Source organism: Shewanella amazonensis SB2B (assembly GCF_000015245.1).
GTDB lineage: Bacteria > Pseudomonadota > Gammaproteobacteria > Enterobacterales > Shewanellaceae > Shewanella > Shewanella amazonensis.
Map to the genome: position 1 here is coordinate 639,353 of NC_008700.1, position 22,060 is coordinate 661,412.

The 22,060-nt window shown below is 53.6% G+C and carries 17 protein-coding genes; 11 read left to right on the top strand and 6 right to left on the bottom strand.

What is annotated here, in order from left to right:
- Positions 1-131 precede the first annotated feature (131 nt).
- The 3 genes from SAMA_RS02780 to SAMA_RS02790 all read left to right on the top strand — a co-directional run bounded on the left by SAMA_RS02780 (position 132) and on the right by SAMA_RS02790 (position 4,422).
- Complete coding sequence (locus tag SAMA_RS02780) at positions 132-1,079, top strand: extracellular catalytic domain type 1 short-chain-length polyhydroxyalkanoate depolymerase (protein WP_011758640.1); 948 nt, start codon at positions 132-134, stop codon at positions 1,077-1,079.
- Positions 1,080-1,345: 266 nt separating this feature from the next.
- Entirely contained in the window at positions 1,346-3,622 is a 2,277-nt protein-coding gene (locus SAMA_RS02785; RefSeq protein WP_011758641.1) for a TonB-dependent receptor, read from the top strand.
- A gap of 128 nt (positions 3,623-3,750) precedes the next feature.
- Positions 3,751-4,422, top strand: coding sequence for a response regulator transcription factor (locus SAMA_RS02790; protein WP_011758642.1), 672 nt, complete (start codon positions 3,751-3,753; stop codon positions 4,420-4,422).
- A gap of 130 nt (positions 4,423-4,552) precedes the next feature.
- Here SAMA_RS02790 and SAMA_RS02795 read toward each other — a convergent pair whose 3' ends face one another.
- The gene (locus tag SAMA_RS02795) at positions 4,553-8,056 is read right to left on the bottom strand and encodes a hybrid sensor histidine kinase/response regulator (RefSeq protein ID WP_049757771.1); all 3,504 of its coding nucleotides are present in this window, start codon (positions 8,054-8,056) and stop codon (positions 4,553-4,555) included.
- Between the two features lie 165 nt (positions 8,057-8,221).
- Here SAMA_RS02795 and SAMA_RS02800 point away from each other — a divergent pair, with 165 nt between their 5' ends.
- A complete protein-coding gene (locus SAMA_RS02800) occupies positions 8,222-9,388 on the top strand; it encodes an MFS transporter (protein ID WP_011758644.1) in 1,167 nt (388 codons plus the stop codon).
- Between the two features lie 2 nt (positions 9,389-9,390).
- On the top strand, positions 9,391-10,347 hold the full coding sequence (locus SAMA_RS02805; RefSeq protein WP_011758645.1) for an alpha/beta hydrolase: 957 nt from the start codon (positions 9,391-9,393) through the stop codon (positions 10,345-10,347).
- On the opposite strand, the gene SAMA_RS02810 is transcribed toward SAMA_RS02805, so the two are convergent.
- The 3 genes from SAMA_RS02810 to SAMA_RS02820 all read right to left on the bottom strand — a co-directional run bounded on the left by SAMA_RS02810 (position 10,334) and on the right by SAMA_RS02820 (position 13,014).
- Positions 10,334-11,125 (bottom strand): substrate-binding periplasmic protein, encoded by a 792-nt coding sequence (locus SAMA_RS02810; RefSeq protein ID WP_157608293.1) that lies wholly within the window; start codon positions 11,123-11,125, stop codon positions 10,334-10,336. The genes SAMA_RS02805 and SAMA_RS02810 overlap by 14 nt on opposite strands.
- Positions 11,126-11,329: 204 nt before the next feature.
- Positions 11,330-12,388 carry a c-type cytochrome gene (locus tag SAMA_RS02815; protein WP_011758647.1) on the bottom strand — a complete coding sequence of 353 codons (1,059 nt, stop codon included), beginning with the start codon at positions 12,386-12,388 and terminating at the stop codon, positions 11,330-11,332.
- Between the two features lie 11 nt (positions 12,389-12,399).
- Complete coding sequence (locus tag SAMA_RS02820) at positions 12,400-13,014, bottom strand: c-type cytochrome (protein WP_011758648.1); 615 nt, start codon at positions 13,012-13,014, stop codon at positions 12,400-12,402.
- 174 nt (positions 13,015-13,188) lie between these two features.
- On the opposite strand from SAMA_RS02820, the gene SAMA_RS02825 reads away from it, so the two are divergent.
- From SAMA_RS02825 to SAMA_RS02850, 6 genes are all read left to right on the top strand, one after another.
- On the top strand, positions 13,189-13,875 hold the full coding sequence (locus tag SAMA_RS02825; RefSeq protein ID WP_011758649.1) for a hypothetical protein: 687 nt from the start codon (positions 13,189-13,191) through the stop codon (positions 13,873-13,875).
- A gap of 168 nt (positions 13,876-14,043) precedes the next feature.
- On the top strand, positions 14,044-15,222 hold the full coding sequence (locus SAMA_RS19080) for a GGDEF domain-containing protein (protein WP_011758650.1): 1,179 nt from the start codon (positions 14,044-14,046) through the stop codon (positions 15,220-15,222).
- 187 nt (positions 15,223-15,409) lie between these two features.
- Positions 15,410-15,883, top strand: a complete 474-nt coding sequence (gene ybaK / locus SAMA_RS02835; RefSeq protein WP_011758651.1) for a Cys-tRNA(Pro) deacylase — start codon at positions 15,410-15,412, stop codon at positions 15,881-15,883.
- Positions 15,884-16,082: 199 nt separating this feature from the next.
- Positions 16,083-17,654 (top strand): methyl-accepting chemotaxis protein, encoded by a 1,572-nt coding sequence (locus SAMA_RS02840; RefSeq protein WP_011758652.1) that lies wholly within the window; start codon positions 16,083-16,085, stop codon positions 17,652-17,654.
- Between the two features lie 254 nt (positions 17,655-17,908).
- A complete protein-coding gene (locus tag SAMA_RS02845) occupies positions 17,909-18,910 on the top strand; it encodes an NAD(P)H-quinone oxidoreductase (RefSeq protein ID WP_011758653.1) in 1,002 nt (333 codons plus the stop codon).
- A gap of 246 nt (positions 18,911-19,156) precedes the next feature.
- Positions 19,157-19,579, top strand: coding sequence for a hypothetical protein (locus SAMA_RS02850; RefSeq protein WP_011758654.1), 423 nt, complete (start codon positions 19,157-19,159; stop codon positions 19,577-19,579).
- Positions 19,580-19,740: 161 nt separating this feature from the next.
- Here SAMA_RS02850 and SAMA_RS02855 read toward each other — a convergent pair whose 3' ends face one another.
- Together SAMA_RS02855 and galK are read right to left on the bottom strand one after the other, a co-directional pair.
- Positions 19,741-20,766 (bottom strand): aldose epimerase family protein, encoded by a 1,026-nt coding sequence (locus SAMA_RS02855; RefSeq protein ID WP_011758655.1) that lies wholly within the window; start codon positions 20,764-20,766, stop codon positions 19,741-19,743.
- Positions 20,767-20,861: 95 nt separating this feature from the next.
- Entirely contained in the window at positions 20,862-22,010 is a 1,149-nt protein-coding gene (gene galK / locus SAMA_RS02860; RefSeq protein ID WP_011758656.1) for a galactokinase, read from the bottom strand.
- Between the last annotated feature and the right edge of the window lie 50 nt (positions 22,011-22,060).

A 22,060-nucleotide genomic window follows, 5' to 3' on the forward strand; every position in this document is an offset into this window, starting at 1 on the left:
GTTGTCAGCTTCAGAGTCTGCGTCCAAGAGCCTGTCTCAGGGGCGACAGTCTGGTTCTAAAGTGCCATTGCCAGCCGGGTGCAAATTACGCAAGTTTGCAGTGTCTGTATTTCTCCGTTGGAGCCTGTTTTATGTTCAAAGTCTCTTCGTTGGCGCTCAAGGCTGCGACCATTTTAGCAAGTAGCCTGTCACTCACTGTTGCCGCCCATGCTTCAGCACGGGCCTTCGAGCCGGTTAACGACTTTGGTGCCAATCCCGGAGCATTAACGGCGTCAATCTACACGCCTGCAACCAACCCCGGCAGTGCTCTGGTGGTGCTGCTTCACGGCTGCGTGCAGGATGGTATCGAGCTTGCCGATAACAGCGGGTTAACTGGCCTTGCCCAAGAGAAGCAATTTGCCGTGCTTGTGCCTCAGCAGAGTTTTGATAATAACGTAAAACGCTGTTTTAACTGGTTTTCAGCTCAGGATACCCAGGTTGACAGCGGCGAAATGCTATCGCTTAAAAACATGATTACTCAGGCACAGGCCACTACTGGCGCCAAACGTGTGTATCTGGTGGGCCTATCTGCCGGCGGCGCAATGGCCAGTGCGGCACTTGTTAATTATCCCGACTTTTTCACTGCCGGTGCTGTGATAGCAGGTCTGCCTTATCCCTGTGCCGATAACCTGACCAAAGCCATTTCCTGTATGAAAAAAGGGCCGGCGGAATCCACAGGGGAACTTGTGAGCTTTGTGCGCAAGTTACATCCAGATCAAGCCTCCTGGCCGACACTCAGCATCTGGACAGGCACAACAGATGCGGTGGTGCACCCACAGAATGCCCGGAGTTTGGCGGCGCAGTGGCTGCAGTTATCCGGTGTAGAGGCAGCACCCAAGGTTGAAGAATTTACCGATTATCGGATCAGTCGCTGGACCGATACCAAGGGGCAGCCCTTAGTGGATTTGGTGGAGATTAATAACATGGGCCATGGTATTTCGGTGAATCCGGCAATAACTAATGGCGGAAAAGAGGGGGACTTTTTATTGAAGGCCCCAATCAGCAGCATGGATGAAATTATTCGGTCTTGGGGATTATAGACGGATTGAAATAAATAATTTCCAGATGGGTTGTTTGTCCGGTTTATAAATCTCTTTTTAAGTGGTTTTTAATTCGATATGATTTTGAAATTTTATCGATAGCCGAATGATAGTTTTTTAGTTTAATTAATTTAAAAACAACTGGTTGTAAACACATACTACTATAGTACCGATTTAATTTTTAAGGAACTGCTATAGAGTCGATGTGAACTTAAATAGCAGTAAGTACCAACCTTTAAAAATAAATACTACAACGGGAACTCTGTATGAAACAGAACACGATTAAAATGAGTTGCATTGCTTTAGCTATCTCATCTGCATTGGCAGCACAATATGCCGTTGCCGAAGATGAAAATAGCGCAGGGGAGAAGCAAGCCACCTTGGAACGCATTGAGGTTTCCGCGCGCAAAACCGTGGAAAGTCTGCAGAATGTCCCCGTTGCCGTGACCTCGGTCAGCGCCGCCGATCTGGCCGAAAACGGTATCAGTGTGATGACCGAAATTCAGCAGTTTTCCCCCAACACCACCTTGCAGGCAAGCCGGGGCACCAATTCAACGCTGACTGCTTTTATTCGTGGTGTGGGCCAGGAAGACCCACTCTGGGGCTATGAGCCCGGTGTTGGTATCTATATTGATGATGTGTATGTTGCCCGCCCTCAGGGGGCAGTGTTGGATATCCTTGATGTACAGCGTATTGAAGTGCTGCGCGGCCCGCAGGGCACCCTCTATGGTAAAAACACCATTGGCGGCGCGGTGAAGTACGTGACCAGGAAGATGAGCGGTGATGCCGAGCTGAGCCTTAACGCCACCGTCGGCAGCTACGCACAGCGTGATTTCAAGGTCGCCGGTCAGTACCCCTTGGTTGACGATAAACTCTATTTTGGTTTTGCGGTGGCCAGTTTAAGCCGCGATGGCTACGGTGACTTTGTTACCTCGGCACTGAACAATCAAGATGCTGAAAACTATAATAAAGATCTGATGGCTGGCCGCATCAGCCTGGAATATACCCCTACAGATGCACTCTTTATGCGTCTGACCTATGACAAAACTGAGGACGATTCCAACGCCAAAGGGGGCTATCGTGTTCTGCCCAGCTTGCTCACCGATGCGCCTGTGCCCGACAGCAAGTACGACTCCTATACCAGCATGCCCACCTGGAACAAGGTGGAAACCGAAGGTTGGGGACTGACGCTGGAGTATGGTCTGAATGACGACTGGACCCTCAAGTCAGTGACCTCATCCCGTGAGAGCTACTCGCCCACCAACATCGACTTTGACAACACCAGCCTGCGTATCTTCGACGTGCCCGCCATTTATGACGACGAGCAGTTCAGTCAGGAGTTTCAGGCAAACTTTAATGGTGAAAATCTTAAGCTGGTGTCAGGCCTGTATTACTTTAAAGGCGACTCCTGCGGCGTGTTTGATGCCATTCTCGAAGAGGCTTTCAAGGTATATGGTGGCCTGACCCGAGAAGTCAGTGGCTGCAACAACAGCGAAAGCTATGCCGCCTATGCTCAGGGCTCATACGATATCACCGACAAGTTGTCACTCACCCTGGGTGCCCGTTACACCCGCGAGACCAAGGATGCCACCGTTTACAACGGGATTATTTTCGACAGCATTTATCCAGAGACGGGTTGGTACCCGGGCTATGTGCGTGACGAGGCACAGATTCAAGCCAGTATCCCCAAGGTACTCGACGATGAAGAAACCTGGTCGAGATTTACTCCCAGGGTTGGGGTCGAGTACCAGCTGAACGACGATATGATGTTCTACGCCAGTTATTCTCAGGGCTTCAAGTCGGGTACCTTTAATCCAAGGGCAACCGGCCCAGAGCCGGCAGTTGATCCAGAAGTGGTTGATTCATTTGAAGTGGGCGTGAAAAGCGAGTGGAACAATAATCTGCGCATCAACGCCACGGCGTTTTACCTGAACCATAAAGATCGTCAGTTCGTGACCGTATTACCCGGTGAAGATGCGGCTGACCTCAATCAGCGTCTGGGCAACATTGGTACCTCCACTGCATCGGGTCTGGAGCTTGAACTGGAATATGCGGCCACCGAATCACTGCACCTGTTCGCCAGCCTGGGTCTTATCGATGCCAGCTTCGATGAAGTAATTTCTTATGATGCTGATGGAAATCAAATCGATATCAGTGACACCTACACCATCACCAACACCCCGGATACCACGGCCAATGTGGGCTTCAGCTACAACATTGACACGGATTTTGGCAGCTTTGTGGCCAACGGAAACTACTACTACCGCAGCGACTATGACCTGGCGGTGGTGGATAACCTCCTGAGTCAGGACGGTTATGGCCTGCTGAATCTGGGTCTGAATTGGTACAGCAACGATGGTCACTGGACTGCCGGATTACACTGGAAAAACATCACCGATGAAGAATACATGGTGGGTAACTATGCCTTCGTAACGCCGGATGGTAACGGTGGCTATATTCCGGGGTTGGGTGGTGACAATACATTAATTGGCTATTACGGCGATCCGGAAACCATTTCACTCACCTTAGGATACAGTTTCTAGAATTTAGTGCGTGACTATCCAATAAATAACCGACTCTTATGGGTCGGTTATTTGTTGAGGCAGAACAGGTTTGTCTGGAATTAATTTTTGGTGGTATTAAACTGGGTTAAAAATAAAGGGAGTGGATTATGTCTCAAATAAAAGTGGCAATCGCAGATGACCACCCACTATTTCGCGCAGCATTAACTCAGGCAGTGCTCAAAAATGTGAATACGGCAGAGGTATTGGAGGCCGAAAACTTTCAGGAGCTCATCCGGGTCATTGAAAGTCATCCCGATATTGAACTGGTATTTCTTGACCTGCATATGCCTGGCAATGAAGGGTTTACCGGATTAACTCTGTTGCAGAACCATTTCCCCGATATCGTAGTGATTATGGTGTCATCGGACGATCAGCCCGACATCATTCGCAAGGCTATTAACCTGGGCGCCAGCGCCTTTATTCCCAAGTCGGCCAACCTCAATCAAATAGCCGATGCCATAGGCACAGTGCTGGACGGTGAGGTGTGGTTGCCTGATAACACAGATATCAATGTCGACCAACAGACGGCGGCAGAGCATCAGCGACTGGCCAAACAACTTGCCCAGCTGACGCCACAGCAATACACAGTGCTTGCCAGCATTGCCAATGGCCAGCTTAATAAGCAAATTGCTTACGATCTCAATATCAAGGAAACCACGGTCAAAAAGCATGTGTCGGCCATCCTGTTGAAACTGGAAGTTTACAATCGCACCCAGGCAGGGCTGGTGTTTCAGCAATTGATGATCACCAGCAGCGACAAGCAGACGGCGACGGCCTGAGTAAACCGCGTGAGTCGATAAAAATGCGCAATCAAAACAGCGGCATAAGGCCGCTGTTTTTGATTGTGCTTGGCGGTACGCCCCGTGCTGAGACGCGTTAATCAATCCTGCATCAAGCCGATGCAATGGCTCACGACAGCTGCTTAATCAAGCGCTTAAGTGCGGTGGCTTTAACCGGTTTACGCACAAAGCCGAAGTTGGCGCTGCTGGTGTGCTGCCGAACGGCCTCTGAAGGGTCAGCCGAGCAGATGATGCAGGTGGGGCGCGCCTGCAAAAGCCTTGGATGTTCAAGCAGGCTTTGCACCAGCGAAACCCCGTTTTGGTCATCATCGAGGTGATAATCCGCAAGAATGAGTCTGGGCGGCTTAGATACTTCAAGCTGTGCCAATGCACTCGCTTTATCTCTGGCTGTCAGTACCTTACAACCCCACCCCAGCAGCAGTGAAGAGATGGCTTTTAACATCAGTTCATCGTTGTCGATAACCAACACCTGAATATCGAAGCTGTCGCCTATGGCTTCGTCGTCGCGCCGCAGTTTGACCACATTGCCGGCAGGCTTTTGCTGCCTTATCCGCGGTACTTCCACGCTGAAACAGGTCCCCTTGCCAAGCTCAGAATGCAGGTAAATCCGGATCCCAAGCAGCTTGGCTATGCGGTCACAAATCGCAAGACCAAGGCCGAGTCCGGGTATTTCCCGGGTTTGCTCAAGGCGTTCAAATTCACCAAAAATTGCCTGCTGTTTTTCCGCCGGGATCCCCGGGCCATTATCCCATACCTGAATGAGCAGGCTGTCCTGACGTCTGCGCACTCCCAGCACTACCCTGGGCATAAATTCAACATCACTGGTAAGTGATTCTCCGCCTTCCAGCTTTACACGTGTTGCCGACTGAATTTGATTCAGGGCGCCGGCAGGGGAGTAGTGAAAGGCGTTGGAGAGGAAATTTTGAATGATGCGCCGCAGCAGGCGTTGGTCGCTCTGTACGAAGCAGGATGAAAACTGATAGCCAAACTCAATCCCCTGCTGTTTGGATAACACTCTGAATTCGTTAACCAGCGTCGAGAGTAAGTCGTCGATGGCAAATTGGCTCTGTTCGGTTTTCAAGCTGCTGCTGTCGAGGCGGGAGATTTCCACCAAATCCGACAGCAGACTTTCCACCACATTGAGGGAGTCTTCAATATGGGTCGCCAAATCCTGAAGTTCGGTGGAGGTTACTCTTTGTTTCAGCATCTCGGTGAACAGGGTGAGTGCATTAAAAGGTTGCATCAGGTCGTGGCTGGCGGCCGCCAAAAAGCGGGTTTTGCTGCTGTTGGCGGCTTCGGCTTCGGCCTTGGCCTTGGCGAGCTCCCGGGTACGGCTTTCGACCCGTTTCTCCAGCGTCTCGTTGGCCTGCTGCAGTGCTTTTTCGGCCTGAATATGGGCGGTGATGTCGCTGAAAGTACTGACAAAGCCGCCACCCGGCATGGCCTGGCCGCGGATTTCCAATACCCTGCCATCGTGCATGGTGCGCTGAAAATGATGGGGGCTGCCGCTGCGCATATGGGCGAGGCGTTTTTCCACCAGTTCGTGGGCTTCGTCACCGACTATGATGCCGCGTTCTATGTTGTAGCGCAGCAGCTTCTCGATTGGAATGCCCGCTTTTACATAATCTTTGGGGTAATCAAGGAGCTCAATATAACGCTTGTTCCAGGCCACCAGGCGCATATCGGCATCGACCACGCTGATACCCTGCTCGATGTTTTCCACCCCCGATTGCAGCAGTTCACGGTTGAATTCAAATATCTGGTTGGCTTCATCGACAATGCTGACTACATCCTCCAGCGGTACTTGCTGGGCGCGGGACGCGGCGTTCATCACCATGCGGGTTGAGGCTGACCCCAGTACACCGGAGAGTTTCAGCCGGGTGTAATCCACCAGTTCTTCGCGGCGGGACGATAGCTCAGAGCCCAATTGCCTGGCTTTGGCCATCAGAGCATCCGCTTCTTCTTTATTGATAAAGCGATGCAGCAGGCTGGCCAGATCGCTGACGGACAGGTGGCGCTCCAGCTGCAACTGCTTGCGGTTTACAAACACATCGGCCTGCAAAAGTTCGCCCACACTCTGCTCCCTGAAATGGGAGATAAGCACGAAGCTGCCAATATTCACCAGCAGGCTGTAGAAGAGGCCATGGCTGATGTTATCCAGGCCATTAAGACCAAAGAGGGCATGGGGGGCCAGCCAACCGATGTGCCAGGGGCCATGGATAACCCAGTTGGCATCGGGGAAAGTGGCGGGTAGCAGCAGGGTATAGAGCCATACCAGGCTGCCCAGTAACATGCCCCAAAAGGCACCCTGGGTATTGGCCCTGCGCCAGTACAGCGCGCCAATGGCGGCGGGGGCAAATTGCGACAGCAGCACAAAAGACAGGAGGCCTATGCTGGCGAGGTGATTTTGTTGGTCTATGTAGCGCTCGAAGGCAAAGGCCGATAACAGGATGGCGGCAATGGCGATTCGGCGCAGGTTCAGCAGAATACCAGCGAGCTGTGGCGTTTGCTGGGAGCTGAATCTGGGCAGGCGAAGCAGCAGGGGAGTCAGGATCTCGGTGGAAATCATGGTGCTCAGTACAATGGCGGCCACAATCACCATGGCGGTTGCCGCAGCGAGGCCGCCGAGATACACCAGTACCCCCAGCCAGGCCTGCTGGTAAAACAGCGGCAGGGTGAGTACATAGGTATCGGCATCCACACTGCCGCCGGGAAAACTCAACTGGCCAGCCAGGGCAATGGGCAGAATAAAGGCATTCATCAGCAGCAGATACAGAGGCACCATCCAACGGGCTGATTTGAGCTCTTTGGCATGATGATTCTCAATCATCATCATGTGGAATTCCTGGGGTAGGGCATAGATGGTGATGGCCCCCAGCAGGATTTGCGACAGCACAAAATAGAGGGAGTTGGCATCTTTACTGGTGGGGAGCGCTTGCCCCCGGGTAAGGAGATCGCTGAAGCCGTCGAAAATATAAAAGGTGGCAAAGATGCCCACAGTCGTCAGCGCCAGCAGTTTCACCACGGAGCTGAAAGCGATGGCCAGCACCAGCCCCTGATTTTGTTTGCTTGCCGATAACTGGCGGGTACCAAATAAAATACTGAAGATAATCAGCACAATGGTAACGATAAACGCCGTGCTTATCCCAGACTGGAAAGTACCGGTCAGCAGATCAAAACTGGTGCTGATGGCCCGAAGTTGCAGGGCGATGTAAGGAATGGTGCCCAGCAGCGACACCATGGCCACACTGGCAGCAATTTTGGGTGAGCGGTCGAAGCGGCAGGCAATGAAGTCGGCGATGGAGGTGAGGTTCTGGCTTTTCACTATGTGCAGGGTGCGCATCAACATAGGCCAGGCCAGCACCAGGCAGACAATGGAGCCGATATAAATAGGCGCCAACCATGCACCTGTGGTGGCAGCCTGGCCGACCGTGCCGTAAAAGGCCCAGGAGGTACAGCAGACTCCCAATGACAGGCTGTACACCCAGGGTCTTTTTCGCCACTGGCCGAAGGGCTGGTTTTGCCCCCACTGAGCAACAATAAAGAGCACGGCCAAATAGGCGATTGAAATAACGCTGATCCACCAGGTATCAACAGACAGCCAAGCCAGCAAAATAAACCCCAGAATGATGTTCCAATACCCAGCCAAGCTACACCAGGCAGGCCGATTGTTAAAGGCTTGATCTTATTGCGGTGCACTAAGGTAGTACTTCTTTATCCCCCTCCATCAGATAACCTAGCCCCCAATATTCATCTCAGGTTTTGAGCCATTACGCCTATGAAAATAACCCATAAATATCTGGTGGAAGGTCTGGTTTTTACCAGCTACGTATTATTTGCCATGGCATGGGTTGGCGGCACCGCGAGCATGGACCAGATAATGGCCTCGATGCATATCGAGAGCTTCGCCTCGGCGAGTTTACTGAGCGGCGCCGTGACCCTGGCAAAGATTGTCGGCACCTTTGCCGCGGCTTACCTGACTTTGAAGTTCGGGGTGAAATACGCCTTTTTGGTGGCGGCACTGTTGATAGTCACCGGCATAGTGACGCCTTACGCCCCCAACTACGATGTGCTCCTGGTCAGTCGTTTTCTTATGGGGCTTGGCGGCGCCTTTATGATTGTGTATTTCAATCCCATAGTGATGCACTGGTTTGCCCCCGAAGAGCGCCCGGTTATTAACGGGTTGAACGCGGTGGCCTTTAATGTGGGCACCGCAATCGTGCTTTGGGGCATGCCTGCCATCAATGCCATTACCGGCGGTTGGCAGCAGAGTTTGCTGGTGTTTTCTTTGGCGAGTCTGGTGCTGGCACTGCTGTGGCTGATGGTGAAGTTCGACCGCGAGCAGCCAGTTGCTGGAGCGCAAACCCAAGAGGCAAGCCATTACAGTTATCTCGACGGCTTGAAGGACAGCTTTAACTGGGCTTATGCCTTAACCTATTCGGGACTGCTGTCTTTTTATATTTGCCTGTTTACCTTCTATCCCCAGGCGGGGATCAGCCAAAGCAAGTGGGTGATAGGCTTTGGCATTCTCGGCACTGTTGCTGGTATTCTCTACAGCCGCAAACAGCCCCTTCGGCTGCCCATCATCCGGATGAGCGGGCTGGTGATTTTTATCACTGTGCTGGGCTTATCCTTTGGCACCGAACCCTGGCTGCAAACCCTGTGCGCCATAGTCCTGGGTTTTTGTATCTTTTTGCCGGTGACTGCCCTTGTCAGCATTCCCCACGAGTTGCCAAAGATGACAGGGCAAAAAATCACTGTGATTTTCAGCCTCTTCTGGTCCATCAGTTATCTCATTTCCACCATAGTGCTGTGGCTTTTTGGCAAGTTGGTGGACATGAATCAGGGCAGCTATTTCGCCTCTTTTGTTCTTATTACTCTGCTGAGCGCCACCGTCTTTGTTGGCAGCTATTTTCTCCCTGAAACCGGAAAACCCAAGGAGTAAGCATGCAAGACTCTCCACGTGGCAAGGCGTCAGCAAAGCTGGCGGAGTTTCTGACCCAGGCCAATCACAACATTGCTCTGGTGAGGGAGCAAAACATTCAGTTCACTCCGGCGCTGCTGAGGGAAAATCTGAATAAGCTCGCCGCCTTTATGACCTGTAAACCCGAGGTGAACTACATCGCCGACAAAGCCTGGCAACTGGATGGCCGAATTATAGCTGCGCGGGTATACAGTCCAGCGCCGCACAGTGCCTTGCCTGTGGTGGTGCACTTTCACGGTGGTGGCCATATGTGCGGCAGCGTGGCGCTATACGACCCCATCTGCCGCCAGTTGGCAAGCACAGCCCAATGTGTGGTGATAAGTGTTGAGTACCGTTTGGCGCCTGAATATCCCTATCCTGCGGGGTTGGAGGATTGCGAGCATGCCCTGCGCCACTACGCCGAAGTGTTGGAGGATGTTGCCTTTATCGCCGGTCCCTGCATCATGGGTGACAGTGCAGGTGGCGCCATTTGCACCAGCCTCAGTGAGCGCAGTCTGGCGGATCCGACCCTCGATATTCGCAAGCAAATTCTGATTTATCCCAGCGTGGATTACACCATGGCGAGCGCCTCTTACGAGAGCAACGGTGCAGGCTTCTTATTGGAGACGCCAAGAGTGAAATGGTATTTCGAGCAATATTTTCAGGATGCAGCCCTGGATACTGAAAAGGTCAGAGCGGCGTCGCCACTGCACGGCCGTATAGGATCAGGACTGCCTGAAACGCTGATTTTTACCGCTGGCTGCGATCCGCTGCGGGATGAAGGCCGGGCCTATGCCGAGGCGTTACAGTGCGCGGGTGTAAAGGTAGAGCATCACGGGCTGGAGGATATGATCCACGCCTACATGCTGCTTCACGATCTGGTGGCCGAAGAGTGTTTGCGGACCTATGAGCACATTGCCCGCTTTATTAAGGCTGTTTGACAGATGAGTCCGGTTCGGATGTCCCCAAATACTCCATCTGCAAGGCCTGGTATGTTTGGGTTTGTTTGAAATCGGCCATGGCTTTATCAAATAGGGCTGTACTGTGCGCCAATTTGCCCGCTTTGGGGAACGTAATATAGGCGGGTGTCTCATTCAGCGGCGGGTGTAACAGGGTCACCTGTTCGAGCTGGTTTAATTTCTTGAGTACCATAATGGCTGTCAGGTCATTCTCGAACACGGCCTCCACTCTGTTCAGCAACAGCATTTTGAAGTTGGTTTCAGCATCCTTGGTCAGCTGAATATTGGCCCAGGGCGCATCCCGATACTGTTGAAACTCATCGTTAATGGCTTTGTCCCGATACATGGCAATGCTGTGTTTACGGACAAAATTGGCCATGTTGCCGTCGTACTGCATGTGGCTGCCCTTCCTCACGGCTATCACGTTCCTTTGCATCAGTATGGGCTCGGCTGGAAACGCCATGTATTGGGCATAATCTTCGCGCATCAGCACCGTCAGCACTATGTCGCAGTCGCCCTGCTGCGCCAGGTGTACCACCCTGACCCAGGGGTAGTATTGAATGCTGAGCCGCCAATTAAGCCGCGCCGCTATGGCTTCCAGAATCTTCACTGCATAACCGTCGGGCTGCCCCTGCTCATTCAGCATGGTCTGGGGTGCCAGATTGAGACTGCACACCCTTACCGACTGACCGGGCTGTCCGTTTGCCGACAGGGAGCTGGCGAGCAGCAACAGGCTGAAGAAGGTGAGGTATTGTTTCATTCGGCTTCTGAGCATGAATTCAACCCGGATTGGCGCTTACATTATGGAGTGTGGCCTGGACAATAGTGTCATCGATTAGGGGGCCCAGAATGGCTACTCCTAAAGTGTAGTTCTCTAGAGCCAACATCAAGGGCCTTGTTCCACTTGAGGACTTAAGCCCCTGCCTGGCCTTGTCGGCAGGGGCAGTCTCATATTCCCTTACTGCTATTTTGCCGCAGGAAACACCGGGAAGGCCTCTTTGCCAAGCAAGACTCCATCCTGACTCGTGCCGTAGTAACCATCGTGCTTGTGGTAGCGAGACTTGGTTGCGTCCAGATTGCCCTCGAAACGAGGATCCTGGGGACGCTCCTTGGCGTTGATAAAGGCCGCCACATCCCAGGCCTGCTGAGGTGTCAGCTGCACACTCTTTCCAAGCGGCATATTTTCAGAGATGAAAAAAGCCGCCGTGTTGACCCTGTGCATGCCCGCTCCCCAGTTAAAACTTTGCGGTCCCCACAGGGGCGGCAAGGCATAGACGCCAGCCATGGCCTGCCCCTGACCGTCGGCGCCGTGGCAGGATTGGCAGTGTGCCTGATACACCAAGGCTCCACGGCTGGGATCGTATGGCATTTCAGGTTTTGGAATGGCAGGGTAACCACGACCGGGCAGGTTGGCGCGGGCGTCCACCGTCAATACCGTCTTGATGGCATCTGGCGCTGGAAAATCTTCGCGTTTACCGCCCTTTAACAGCTCGGCATCGGCCAGTTCAGGCACCTCACCGGCCACACCGTATTGATCCATCAGGCCACCCATTCCCAGCCAATAGGCATAGGCCGACATGGCAACCAGTTCAGGACTGCCGGAAGGTGGTGCTTTGCCATTCATGGAATAGGTAAAGCAGCCCTGTATGCGCTCTTCAAAGCTGTTGACCTTGTCGTTTTTCTTGCGGTACGCCGGATAGGCGAAAAAGGCCCCCCAGATTGGCGAGGCATTGGGTTTGCGGCCCGCATCCATATGGCAATTTACGCAGTTGAGCTCGTTGCCAACATACTTACCCCGCAGCTGCTGGGTATTCACAAATAACTGATAACCGAGGCGTACTTTATCGCCAAAGGTACCCTGAGGAATGCTGTCCAGTGGTCTTGGGATGAGATATTCCTGGCCCTCGAGTTTTGGAGATGAGGGTAGCTGTGCCTGGCGATCGGGCAGGCTGGTGTCAGGGGACTGTGCATGGGCGGCTGTCACCGCAGCGGCGCCCAGCATCAACATCAGTGCAGGTTTCATGGCGGGCATCCTTACTTCAGGTTGGCAAAATAGTGGGCTATGGCGTCAATTTCCGCCGCCGAGAGCTTATTGGCAACATTGGCCATCATGCCGTCACTGTCACCCTGACGCGTTCCTGACTGCCATGCCAGTAGCTGACTCTTGAGGTAGCTGGCTTGTTGTCCGGCAAGACGGGGGAAGGTGCCAGCGCCGATGCCCGATGGGCCATGGCAGGTGACACAGGCCGGTAGCTCACGGGACCAATCTCCCTGGTAGGCAAGTCGCTCTGCGCTATCCTGGAATGTCACTTCCTCACCGCGGCGCTGAATGCTGACGCTGGGTACGGCTTGCGCCGCAAAATAGTCCGCGACCTGGGCTATCAAGGCATCGCCCTGCAGCGTCATGGCCATGGGCCTCATGGTGGGGTTTTGCCGCTTTGAAGATTGAAAATCTTTGATTTGCTTTTGAATATACTCGCTAGACAATCCCGCCAGACGCGGTCCCAGCGGTTCTACTCCCAGGCCCTGGGAGCCGTGGCAACTGCCGCAAAGTGCTGCCTGTGGTGGCATGGCGGGTGCCGTTGTCGCCTGGGCACCATGGGTGGCTATCAGCCAAAGGCCAAGAGCCCCGATTAGTTTGGATGTCATGAATTCTTCCCCGCATCATTAAAGATATTCAGCATAAACCGAAAATAATAATATTAGAAGAATTTAATGGAAGGCGAAACGGCAGCGTGATTGACTCGTCTCGCCATTCGTGGTGCTGTCCTTTCGAGCGTCAGGGCGGTAACATCCCGGGCAAAGACGATAGGGGACAAGTGGATGAATACAAGAACCAGCGCAGATAAACGTGGCTTCAGTGGCGCACAGGTACTGCTCATTATTTTGGCCGTGATGTTACTGACGGTCGTGACCAGTTTTGTGATTATCCGTAGCTATATTTTCCCAAGCCCATTCACCCCTGTGACTCTGAGCGCCAAAGAGGAAAAGAAACTCGAGGCCAAGCTGGACACCCTGGGTTGGGATAGTCAACGGCCATCAAATAGAGACAGGCAAGGCAATGCCCAACGGGGAGACTCGGACCTGACTCCCGAACCCTACCGCGAGCATGATGGTGATCGGCAGGTGACTTTCAGCGAAAAAGAGGTCAATGCCATGATTGGCCGCAGCCCGGAGTTCGCCGAGCGACTGGCGATTGATTTTTCAGACAACCTCGCCAGTGCCAAACTGCTCATCCCCATTCCCAGAGACTTTCCCATCATGGCCGGTGAAACCCTGAGGGTGAATGCGGGGCTGGATATCCATTTGGATCAGCGTCGCCGTCCTGTGGTGGCCCTGGTTGGGGTGAGTCTGATGGGCGTCCCCCTTCCCAATGCCTGGCTAGGTAATATGAAGCAGGTGAATCTGGTGAGCGAGTTCGGTGACAGTGGTTTCTGGAATGCCTTTGCTGACGGGGTTGAAGACATAGAGATCCGTGAAGGCGAGCTGTATATCAAGCTCAAACCCTGAACACGCTGTGGCCTTCACTGCCATGTGTGTTGGGATGTGGCTTGCTGCAGTGGCATGTATCGCCAAGCTTATTGGAGTTTGCCAGTACGGCTGGGGTAAGATGTGGCCATAACGCCTGATAGGGTACTGCGACCTCAATAGCCGCAGTACACAAAAGAGAGAGTGAGAATGGACGCTTACACCCTTCACATAGCAACGGCCTTTGCCAGTGCCATGATGACCATTAGCCTGCTGGGGCTCTTTATCGCCAGCCCAAGAGAGTACAGCCTGCTTGACTGGTCCTTTGCCGGATTGTGTTTTTTCGCAACCAATGGCTTGACGGTGTTGGTGTTTCACTCTGAGCAGCCATTTTGGGTGGCACCGGTACTTACCAACGCCTTCTATTTTGCCGGACACTGTGCCCTTCTGGTGGGGGTGAGGCGTTACTTCGGCCTGAAAACCCACTGGCAATTTGGTGTGGGGTTGGCCCTCGTCATTGCGGCAGTGCACCTCTTACCTTGGGTGCAGGCATCCGTCGCTAACCGTCTGTTGCTGTTTTTCCCACTGCTGATGCTCATCAACAGCCTGACCATTTCCGTACTCTGGCGTTACGGCGGCAGGGAGCTGAGATTGGCGTGCATGCCACTGTTGGTGTTGGAGCTGTTGTTTTTGCTGCAATTGTTATTGCGCACTCTGATCCTTGGCACAACCTCAGATATGAACCTGACCTACGCCGGGAGCCAGTTTTTCCAAACCTCGGGTACGCTGGCGATTTTCGTCTTTTTAAGTCTGGGCACCATGGCCTGCGCCATGATGGTGATTCGCCGCCAGGAGCTTGAGCTGAGGCAACTCACCACCATAGACCCCCTTACCGGCTGGTTCAATCGTCGCGCCCTGAATGACATTGCCGTGCGTGAGTTTGAGCGCAGCGCCCGCACCTCCTCCGAGCTGGGGCTCCTGGTGCTGGATATAGACCATTTCAAGAAGATCAACGACACCTATGGCCACGTTGACGGCGATGAGGCGCTCAAGCATGTCACCAACACCTGTGCCTTATTACTGCGTGGCTACGACTACCTGTTCCGCTTTGGCGGTGAAGAATTTGTGATCCTCTTACCCGGAAGTGACCATGAGTGCACTCGAAAATTGGCCAATCGGTTAAGGTTAAAAATTCAAAGCGAGCCCGTTACCCTTGGACAAGACAGAGTCGCGTTGACCATCAGCATAGGTGTGGCTCAGCGACGTGAACGGGATCAAAGCTGGTTACAAATCCTGGAGCGGGCCGATTCAGCGCTTTACCATGCCAAACAATCAGGGCGTGATCGGGTTGCATTTCATAATGGCCTGGAGCTGAGCCAGGTCAGCTAGTTTGGTGCGGTAACAGCAGAATGCGGGCTTGGTTTTTCGCAAACACTTGCAGGAAAGCGTGTTTGGGTCACATGGTGATTCTTGCACTTTGGCACACAGCGCCCATTCACAGGCTTTAGCTTCCCTGTGGATTTACCCACCGCAATCAGGGTGGCACACTGGAGAAAACTCCCAATCAGTTATGCCCATGACTCCAGCAATTAAACAGGCCGAAAAAGCCGGGATCCCGTTTTCAGTGCTCGAATATGAGCACGATAGCCGTGCGCCATCCTACGGTATGGAGGCCGCCGATAAATTGGGGCTCGCCCCCGAATTGGTCTTCAAAACCCTGATGGTGGCGCTTGACGAAAAGTCTGCCCCCATCGCCGTGGCCTTGGTGCCGGTAGCAAAGCAGCTGAACCTTAAACTGGCTGCCAAGGCCCTGGGACAAAAGAAGTTGGTGATGGCAAACCCGACGGCCGCAGAGCGTTCCAGCGGTTATCTGCTGGGGGGCATAAGTCCGCTGGGGCAGAAAAAGCCTTTGCCCACTCTCATAGATATCAGCGCTGAGGCGTTGGCACAGATGCATGTGAGCGCAGGTCGACGGGGGCTGGAGATTGCCCTGGCACCCCAAAGCCTGGCTGGGCTTTGTCGGGGAGTTTTTGTCGCAATAACAGGCTGAAAGCCGGTGTTTAAAGTTTAACTATCTGTATATCAATGGATATTTTTAGCATTCATTGACTAGCGCTTTTTGTTTTTGGCAAATGTGCGGCAGATCAATAAACCATTACCTGATTGCGACTTTCTTTGCACTGCATCAATTTAATACAGGCGTTAAACGGTCAAAATCTTGCGCATCAATTGGCCAACAAGAATAAAAGATGCGCAACAACCAACCCGTCACCCTCAGGGAAGTGGAGCTCGACAACGAGGCCATCATTCTGTCAACCACGGATCTGAAAGGGCGTATCAAGTACGTCAATCAGGACTTCTGCAATATTGCCGGTTTCCGGGAAGAGGAACTGGTGCATGAGCCGCACAATCTCATCCGCCACCCCGATATGCCACCCGCTGCATTCAAGATGCTCTGGAGTCGCATTCGCGAAGGGCGCCCCTGGATGGGGTTGGTGAAAAACCGCTGCAAGAACGGGGACTATTACTGGGTCGATGCGTATGTCACCCCCGTGTATGAAGATGGCGAAGTCCACGAATACCAGTCGGTGCGCCGCAAGGTGAACGCCAAGCACCGGGAGCGCGCCGAGTCCTTGTATGCCGAGTTGGTGAAAGATCCTCAGCCCGCAATACTCAGAGATAGTCGCTTTGGTGTGTGTGGCAAACTCATGCTGTGGATGGCCCTGATGCTGGGAGTATCGGCCGTTGCCGCACAGTGGTCTCTTTGGTTGGTGTTACTGCTGTTGCCCATTGCCCTCTTGGGTTGCCGTAGCTTATTGGCGCCGCTTCGAGAGCTTGCCAGTGAGGCTCGCAGTATTATTCAGGACCCCGTGGCCAGAGCGGTTTATACAGGTCGGCGGGATGAAATTGGTGACCTCATGCTGGCCATGCGCTTTATGACCAATGAAACCGGCGGTGTGATGGGGCGGATGGCAGATTCCACCGAGACCATGGCGAACCAAAGCAATGATCTGCTTGATGCCATCGCCCGCAGCGCCGAACGGGCCGACGGTCAGCGTCAGCAAACCCAGCAGGCCGCCGCTGCGGTGGAAGAACTGCACGTGAGTTTTGCCGAAGTCAAAGAACATACACTGGCCGTGGTCAGCGATGTGGAACAATGCCAAAGTGCCATGGGGCTTGGGCAACAGCAGCTGGCGGAGGTCGAACTGGCCATGCAGCAGCTACAGCACCAAATGAGTCTGTGCGATGCCGTTGTGCGTGAGATTGCCAGCGACAGCCAGGCCATCAATCAGGTGCTTGAAGTCATTGGCACCATAGCTGAGCAAACCAATCTGCTCGCCCTCAATGCGGCAATCGAGGCGGCCCGTGCCGGTGAGTCCGGACGTGGTTTTGCCGTGGTGGCCGATGAAGTGCGGCAGCTTTCAGGACGTACCGGTGAGTCAACCGGACAGATAGAAGGCATAGTGCGTAAATTCCAGTCCAGTACGGCGAGGGCCGAAGCCAATCTGGACAACAGTCAGCAGCAGCTTAAGACATTGGCAGCAAGACTTGGACAGGTTCAGCAGGCCTTTGGCGCGCTGGAAGGCGCCATCAATACCATCAAATCTCTTTCCGACCACAGTGCCCATGCCATGACAGAGCAGTCCAGTGCCGCAGGCAGTATCAGTGACTCGCTGCAAACCATCAATGAACTTGCAGAAGCCGTGCTCAACCAATCCCGGGAGGCCGAGCAGTTGGGTGCCCGTATGTCACGCCTTTCAAGTAAAACCAGTGGCTTATCCAAGCAGTTTTGGCAAAAAAGTGTGAGCGGCCGAGACTAGGCGGCACGCATTTTCGGCCAAGAGTTGATATGAAGAGGTCCGCTATCGCGGGCCTTTTTATCTTTTTGTCGCTCACAAGACTTAACACCTGTGTAAGGCGCTGGCACTTCCCTGTGGAGTGGCTTTGCTTTATGGACGGTGCTTAACCTGTGTGGCGGCTGTATGTTTCAAGTCCCGGTTAAGTTTCGTCTTTTAGCTTTGTCGGAAGCTGCTATGCTTGGGACAACTTTTCTCAGTCTGCGTAATTTTCCTTTATGACTTCATTCCACACTCAGGTTGTGTTTGATGCCCCCGGTAGCCCCGAGGTTATGAAACTGGTGCAAGGGCCAGCGCCTTCCCCCCAAGTTGGAGAGGTGTTGATTAGGGTAGCCGCCGCCGGCGTTAACGGGCCGGATTTGGCGCAGCGCAAAGGTGCTTATCCACCGCCGCCGGGCGCTTCACCAATTTTGGGCTTGGAAGTGTCCGGCGAGGTGGTTGAGGTTGCCCCCGATGTCAGCTGGCCAAGGATAGGTGACAAGGTCTGCGCCCTGGTGCCCGGCGGTGGTTATGCCGGCTTGGTGGTGACCCCTGCGCTGCACTGTTTGCCCATACCGTTAACTATGTCCCTCGAAGAGGCCGCGGGCCTGCCTGAAACCTTCTTTACCGTGTGGGGCAATCTCTTTATGCGCGCTGGCCTCAAGGCGGGCGAGACCCTGCTTATCCAGGGTGGCAGCGGTGGCATAGGCTCCACGGCGATTCTGCTGGCCAGGGCGTTTGGCGCGCGGGTACTGGTGACCTCCGGCAGTGCAGAAAAACGGGAATATTGCGTGAGTCTGGGGGCTGACATGGCCTTTGACTATCGGGATGAGGCGCTGGTTGACCGGGTGCTTGCGGCCACAGACGGCCGGGGTGTGGATGTCGTGCTGGACATGGCAGGTGGTGCCATGGTCAATAACAATCTGAAAATGCTCGCCAATGATGGCCGTATGGTCTCCGTGGCCATGCAGGCAGGTCCCAGGGCCGAGGTGGATGTGTTTCGCATCATGAGTAAACGCATCCTGTGGACGGGCTCCACTTTAAGACCCCAGAGTATCGAGGCCAAAGCGGCCATCGCCAAAGAACTGAGGGAGAAGGTTTGGCCGCTGCTCGACAGCGGCCAATGCCGTATACCTCTTTTTGGCGTGTATCGGCTCGATGAAGTGGTTAAAGTCCACAGCATCATGGAGGCAAAATCCCACCACGGAAAGCTGGTGCTCAGTCTCGATGGAATTGCTTGATATGGCGAAATTTTCGACTAAAGTCGAGATTAAACGGAAAAATGAAAAAAACAGGTTGAAATTAATCTAAATATCACAAAAAAATCGCTTAATTTGGCATTGATTCTCGGAAAGATTCTGTAAGAATACCCAACTTGAAGCGTCCGAGTTATTCGGTCGATTTTTTGCTGGGGTGGTGTGCTTCCCCGCGAATTCAAACAACCGTAAATTCTTAGTGTATGTGTTGATTATAAGGTATTGGCATATATGTATAACACGGCGAAGAAACAGGTTTGGTGGGGAGTGTTGAAAACTGCTCGCGGAACTTCCATCGTCATTCACGACAATCAGTTGCCCGAAGCTTCAGCGGGACGTGTTTATCTTTATAACACCGAGCGCAAAGCCATTATTGAGTATGTTGAAGACATCGTTAAGCCCAACTTGCATGAGCTGGATGATGCCGGACTCAAGGCTGCAGAGAGCAATTACAGCGGAGAATGGAAAGCCGCTCGTGCGTCCTTTATGGAAAAGCACCACGCACGGATCAACTTGAGCAATATCAAGGATGCACCAGCCTCTTCCCGCAAGGCCAAAGCCGAAGCTGAGCCTGAGTATGAAGACTTGAGTGGTGGTGGCAGCGGTAGCAGCGACGACTTCGGCGACGATTGGTCCGACGATTTCGACGATTAATCCTTCGCTTGCAGCAATCAGGTCGACCCAAGGGTCGACCTGGCGCTTTTCTATTGAGTGGTTAGCTCTCACCCAGCAGCATCACCTGCTTTTGCACCTTCACTCATATTGTCGGCAATAGGGCGCTGAGTCTCGTTAATGGCGCTTGCGGTCAGCCCGGTTCAGTCTTTTACCTCGAACTGATAACGACTGATATGATGATAAATCTCCCCCGGCATTAACCAGGCCTTGCCCAAATCGGGTTGATTTGGTGCATCGGGAAACAGCTGTGGTTCGAGGCAAACACCCTGATAGGGTCGATAAATTTTGCCCTGCCTGCCCCGTTCGCCATCGAGAAAATTCGCCCCGTAGAGCTGTACGCCCGGCTGATTGGTATAGAGTTTAAGGAGTCTGCCCGAGTGTGGGCTGTGTAGCTCGGCTGCCAACGCCAGCTCGTCCTGTGTCTTATCGATAATAAAACAGTGGTCAAAACCGCGTGTGCTGGCAAGGTCCGGGTGTTGTACCCGGTCACCAAGGCGAACATCCTGCAATGCCAGCGGTGTGCCTGCGGTGGTGGCGCGTCCTGTGGGTATCCCTGCCTCGTTACAGCGCAGAAACGCCCTGGCGTGCATGGTCACTGTGTGATCGAGACAATCGGCACGTCCGTCAAGGTTAAAGTAGCTGTGCTGGGTAAGGTTGACCGGGCAGGGCCTATCGGTCATCGCCATGATTTCCACGTAGAGGTTATTGCCCGCTAGCCGGTAATCCAGCTGGACCGAGCAATTGCCTGGAAACCCCATATCGCCATCTGGGCTGCTAAGGCTCAGACGCACACCGTCGGGAAGCAATCCCAGCGCCCATTGTTTGCGATTAAAACCCTCATGGCCACCATGGAGGCAGTTGGTTGCCTGATTGATATCCAGTTGGAAGTCTTCACCGTCATAGTGCAATTTGCCGAGGGCGATACGGTTGGCATAGCGTCCGGCAATGGCGCCAAGGTGCGCATTCTGGGCGAGATAGTCTTCAAGACTGTCACACCCAAGTACCAGATTGGCGCGCTCGCCCCGGCTGTCAGGAGCCCATAGTGAGCGAATAATACCGCCCAGACTCAGTACTTCGATGGCCAACTGGCCGTTGTCCAATCGAACCCGTTCAATTTCTCCGCCCCTGGGATCCTTCCAGGCGTCGAGCACTGAGTGACGCACCATGAATAGATTGCCTTATCTGTATTAAAGTCAATGCACTATAAACGATAGCCCAGGCGCGAAACAGTGATTGCATTCGTATGTTTTGGCTGAAAAAATCAGCCGTCGATACGTCCTGCACCTGCGCTTGGGGCACACATGTACAGCACGGGCTCCAGCCCGGTTTTGGCAGGGTATTCTGACTCGACTGCGTGCACGACGGCATCGGTCAAATCATGCTCCACCAGCGCAACGACACTGCAGCCGTCTGTCATACGGACACCGCCACGGTCGCCAATGGCCTGGGCCATGATTTGCACCAGAGTCTCAACTTCCGGGACCATAAGTTCAAAGTCATCCCGAAGCGAGGCATGGGAGAGTGCCATCAGTTCAGACAGGCGGGCGACATCACCGCGTTTCAGCGCCCGGCCAGCACTCTGGGTGCGCAGGTTTTCGCTTATGACATGTCGGGCGCGCTTATAGAGGGTTTCGTCCAGCACATCGCTGGCGGCCTTGAGCTCGTCCAGTTCCAGGTCCCGTAAGGAGTCGAGCCCGAAAAATTCGGCGGCATCGCGGCACTCATCGGCCCGGGCCTTATAGGCCTCTTCCAGTAGCTTGGGGTCCAGTGGCGAATGCACGATGATAAGGCTTAGGTTATCCGGAATAAGCACAGCTTCTATATCCAGATCCAGGCAGTCAATCAGCAGGGCTGAATCAGCCTCGGCCAGGGCGCTGGTCATATGGTCCATCACGCCGCAGGTACTGCCGTGGAAACGGCTCTCGCCGCGCTGTGCCAGTTGGGCAATGGCCATGGGGGAAAGGTGAAGCTGACAGGTGTCATTCAGGGCCGTGCCAAAGGCAATTTCCAGTGCGCCTGAGGATGAAAAGCCTGCTCCCATGGGGATGCTGCTCACCACCGCAAGATCCAGCCCCTTGGCTTTGAGTCCGGCCTGGCCCACTGCCTGGGTGAAACCTTTAAGGTAATTAACCCAGTCACCACCGGCAGTGACTTCGCCTTCTTCGCCGAAACGCCACTCCCTTAGCTCACCGGGAAAGGCCTCAGTGACCACCCGAAAGCGATCATCTTCACGCTTTTTTACGGCGATAACCGTATGAAAATTAATGGCTGCCGGCAGAACAAACCCATCGTTATAGTCTGTGTGTTCACCAATGATATTGACCCGGCCCGGCGCCTGGTAATAGGCATCGGCCTTGGTTCCGAAAGTTTGGACAAACAGCTTGGTGGCGCGCTGCGCAGGGTTCGACATGCTCACTGATCCCATTGATAACCGGGTTATTCTGAATTGCCGCACGAAAT

Excerpts from the sequence above, each read along its gene's own strand:
- SAMA_RS19080 (WP_011758650.1), top strand. The coding sequence starts at position 14,044 with ATGGACGCTTACACCCTTCACATAGCAACGGCCTTTGCCAGTGCCATG.
- SAMA_RS02850 (WP_011758654.1), top strand. The coding sequence starts at position 19,157 with ATGTATAACACGGCGAAGAAACAGGTTTGGTGGGGAGTGTTGAAAACT.
- SAMA_RS02820 (WP_011758648.1), bottom strand. The coding sequence starts at position 13,014 with ATGACATCCAAACTAATCGGGGCTCTTGGCCTTTGGCTGATAGCCACC.
- SAMA_RS02790 (WP_011758642.1), top strand. The coding sequence starts at position 3,751 with ATGTCTCAAATAAAAGTGGCAATCGCAGATGACCACCCACTATTTCGC.
- SAMA_RS02845 (WP_011758653.1), top strand. The coding sequence starts at position 17,909 with ATGACTTCATTCCACACTCAGGTTGTGTTTGATGCCCCCGGTAGCCCC.
- SAMA_RS02810 (WP_157608293.1), bottom strand. The coding sequence starts at position 11,125 with ATGAAACAATACCTCACCTTCTTCAGCCTGTTGCTGCTCGCCAGCTCC.
- SAMA_RS02785 (WP_011758641.1), top strand. The coding sequence starts at position 1,346 with ATGAAACAGAACACGATTAAAATGAGTTGCATTGCTTTAGCTATCTCA.
- SAMA_RS02825 (WP_011758649.1), top strand. The coding sequence starts at position 13,189 with ATGAATACAAGAACCAGCGCAGATAAACGTGGCTTCAGTGGCGCACAG.
- SAMA_RS02805 (WP_011758645.1), top strand. The coding sequence starts at position 9,391 with ATGCAAGACTCTCCACGTGGCAAGGCGTCAGCAAAGCTGGCGGAGTTT.
- SAMA_RS02840 (WP_011758652.1), top strand. The coding sequence starts at position 16,083 with ATGCGCAACAACCAACCCGTCACCCTCAGGGAAGTGGAGCTCGACAAC.
- ybaK (WP_011758651.1), top strand. The coding sequence starts at position 15,410 with ATGACTCCAGCAATTAAACAGGCCGAAAAAGCCGGGATCCCGTTTTCA.
- SAMA_RS02780 (WP_011758640.1), top strand. The coding sequence starts at position 132 with ATGTTCAAAGTCTCTTCGTTGGCGCTCAAGGCTGCGACCATTTTAGCA.
- SAMA_RS02800 (WP_011758644.1), top strand. The coding sequence starts at position 8,222 with ATGAAAATAACCCATAAATATCTGGTGGAAGGTCTGGTTTTTACCAGC.
- SAMA_RS02815 (WP_011758647.1), bottom strand. The coding sequence starts at position 12,388 with ATGAAACCTGCACTGATGTTGATGCTGGGCGCCGCTGCGGTGACAGCC.
- galK (WP_011758656.1), bottom strand. The coding sequence starts at position 22,010 with ATGTCGAACCCTGCGCAGCGCGCCACCAAGCTGTTTGTCCAAACTTTC.
- SAMA_RS02855 (WP_011758655.1), bottom strand. The coding sequence starts at position 20,766 with ATGGTGCGTCACTCAGTGCTCGACGCCTGGAAGGATCCCAGGGGCGGA.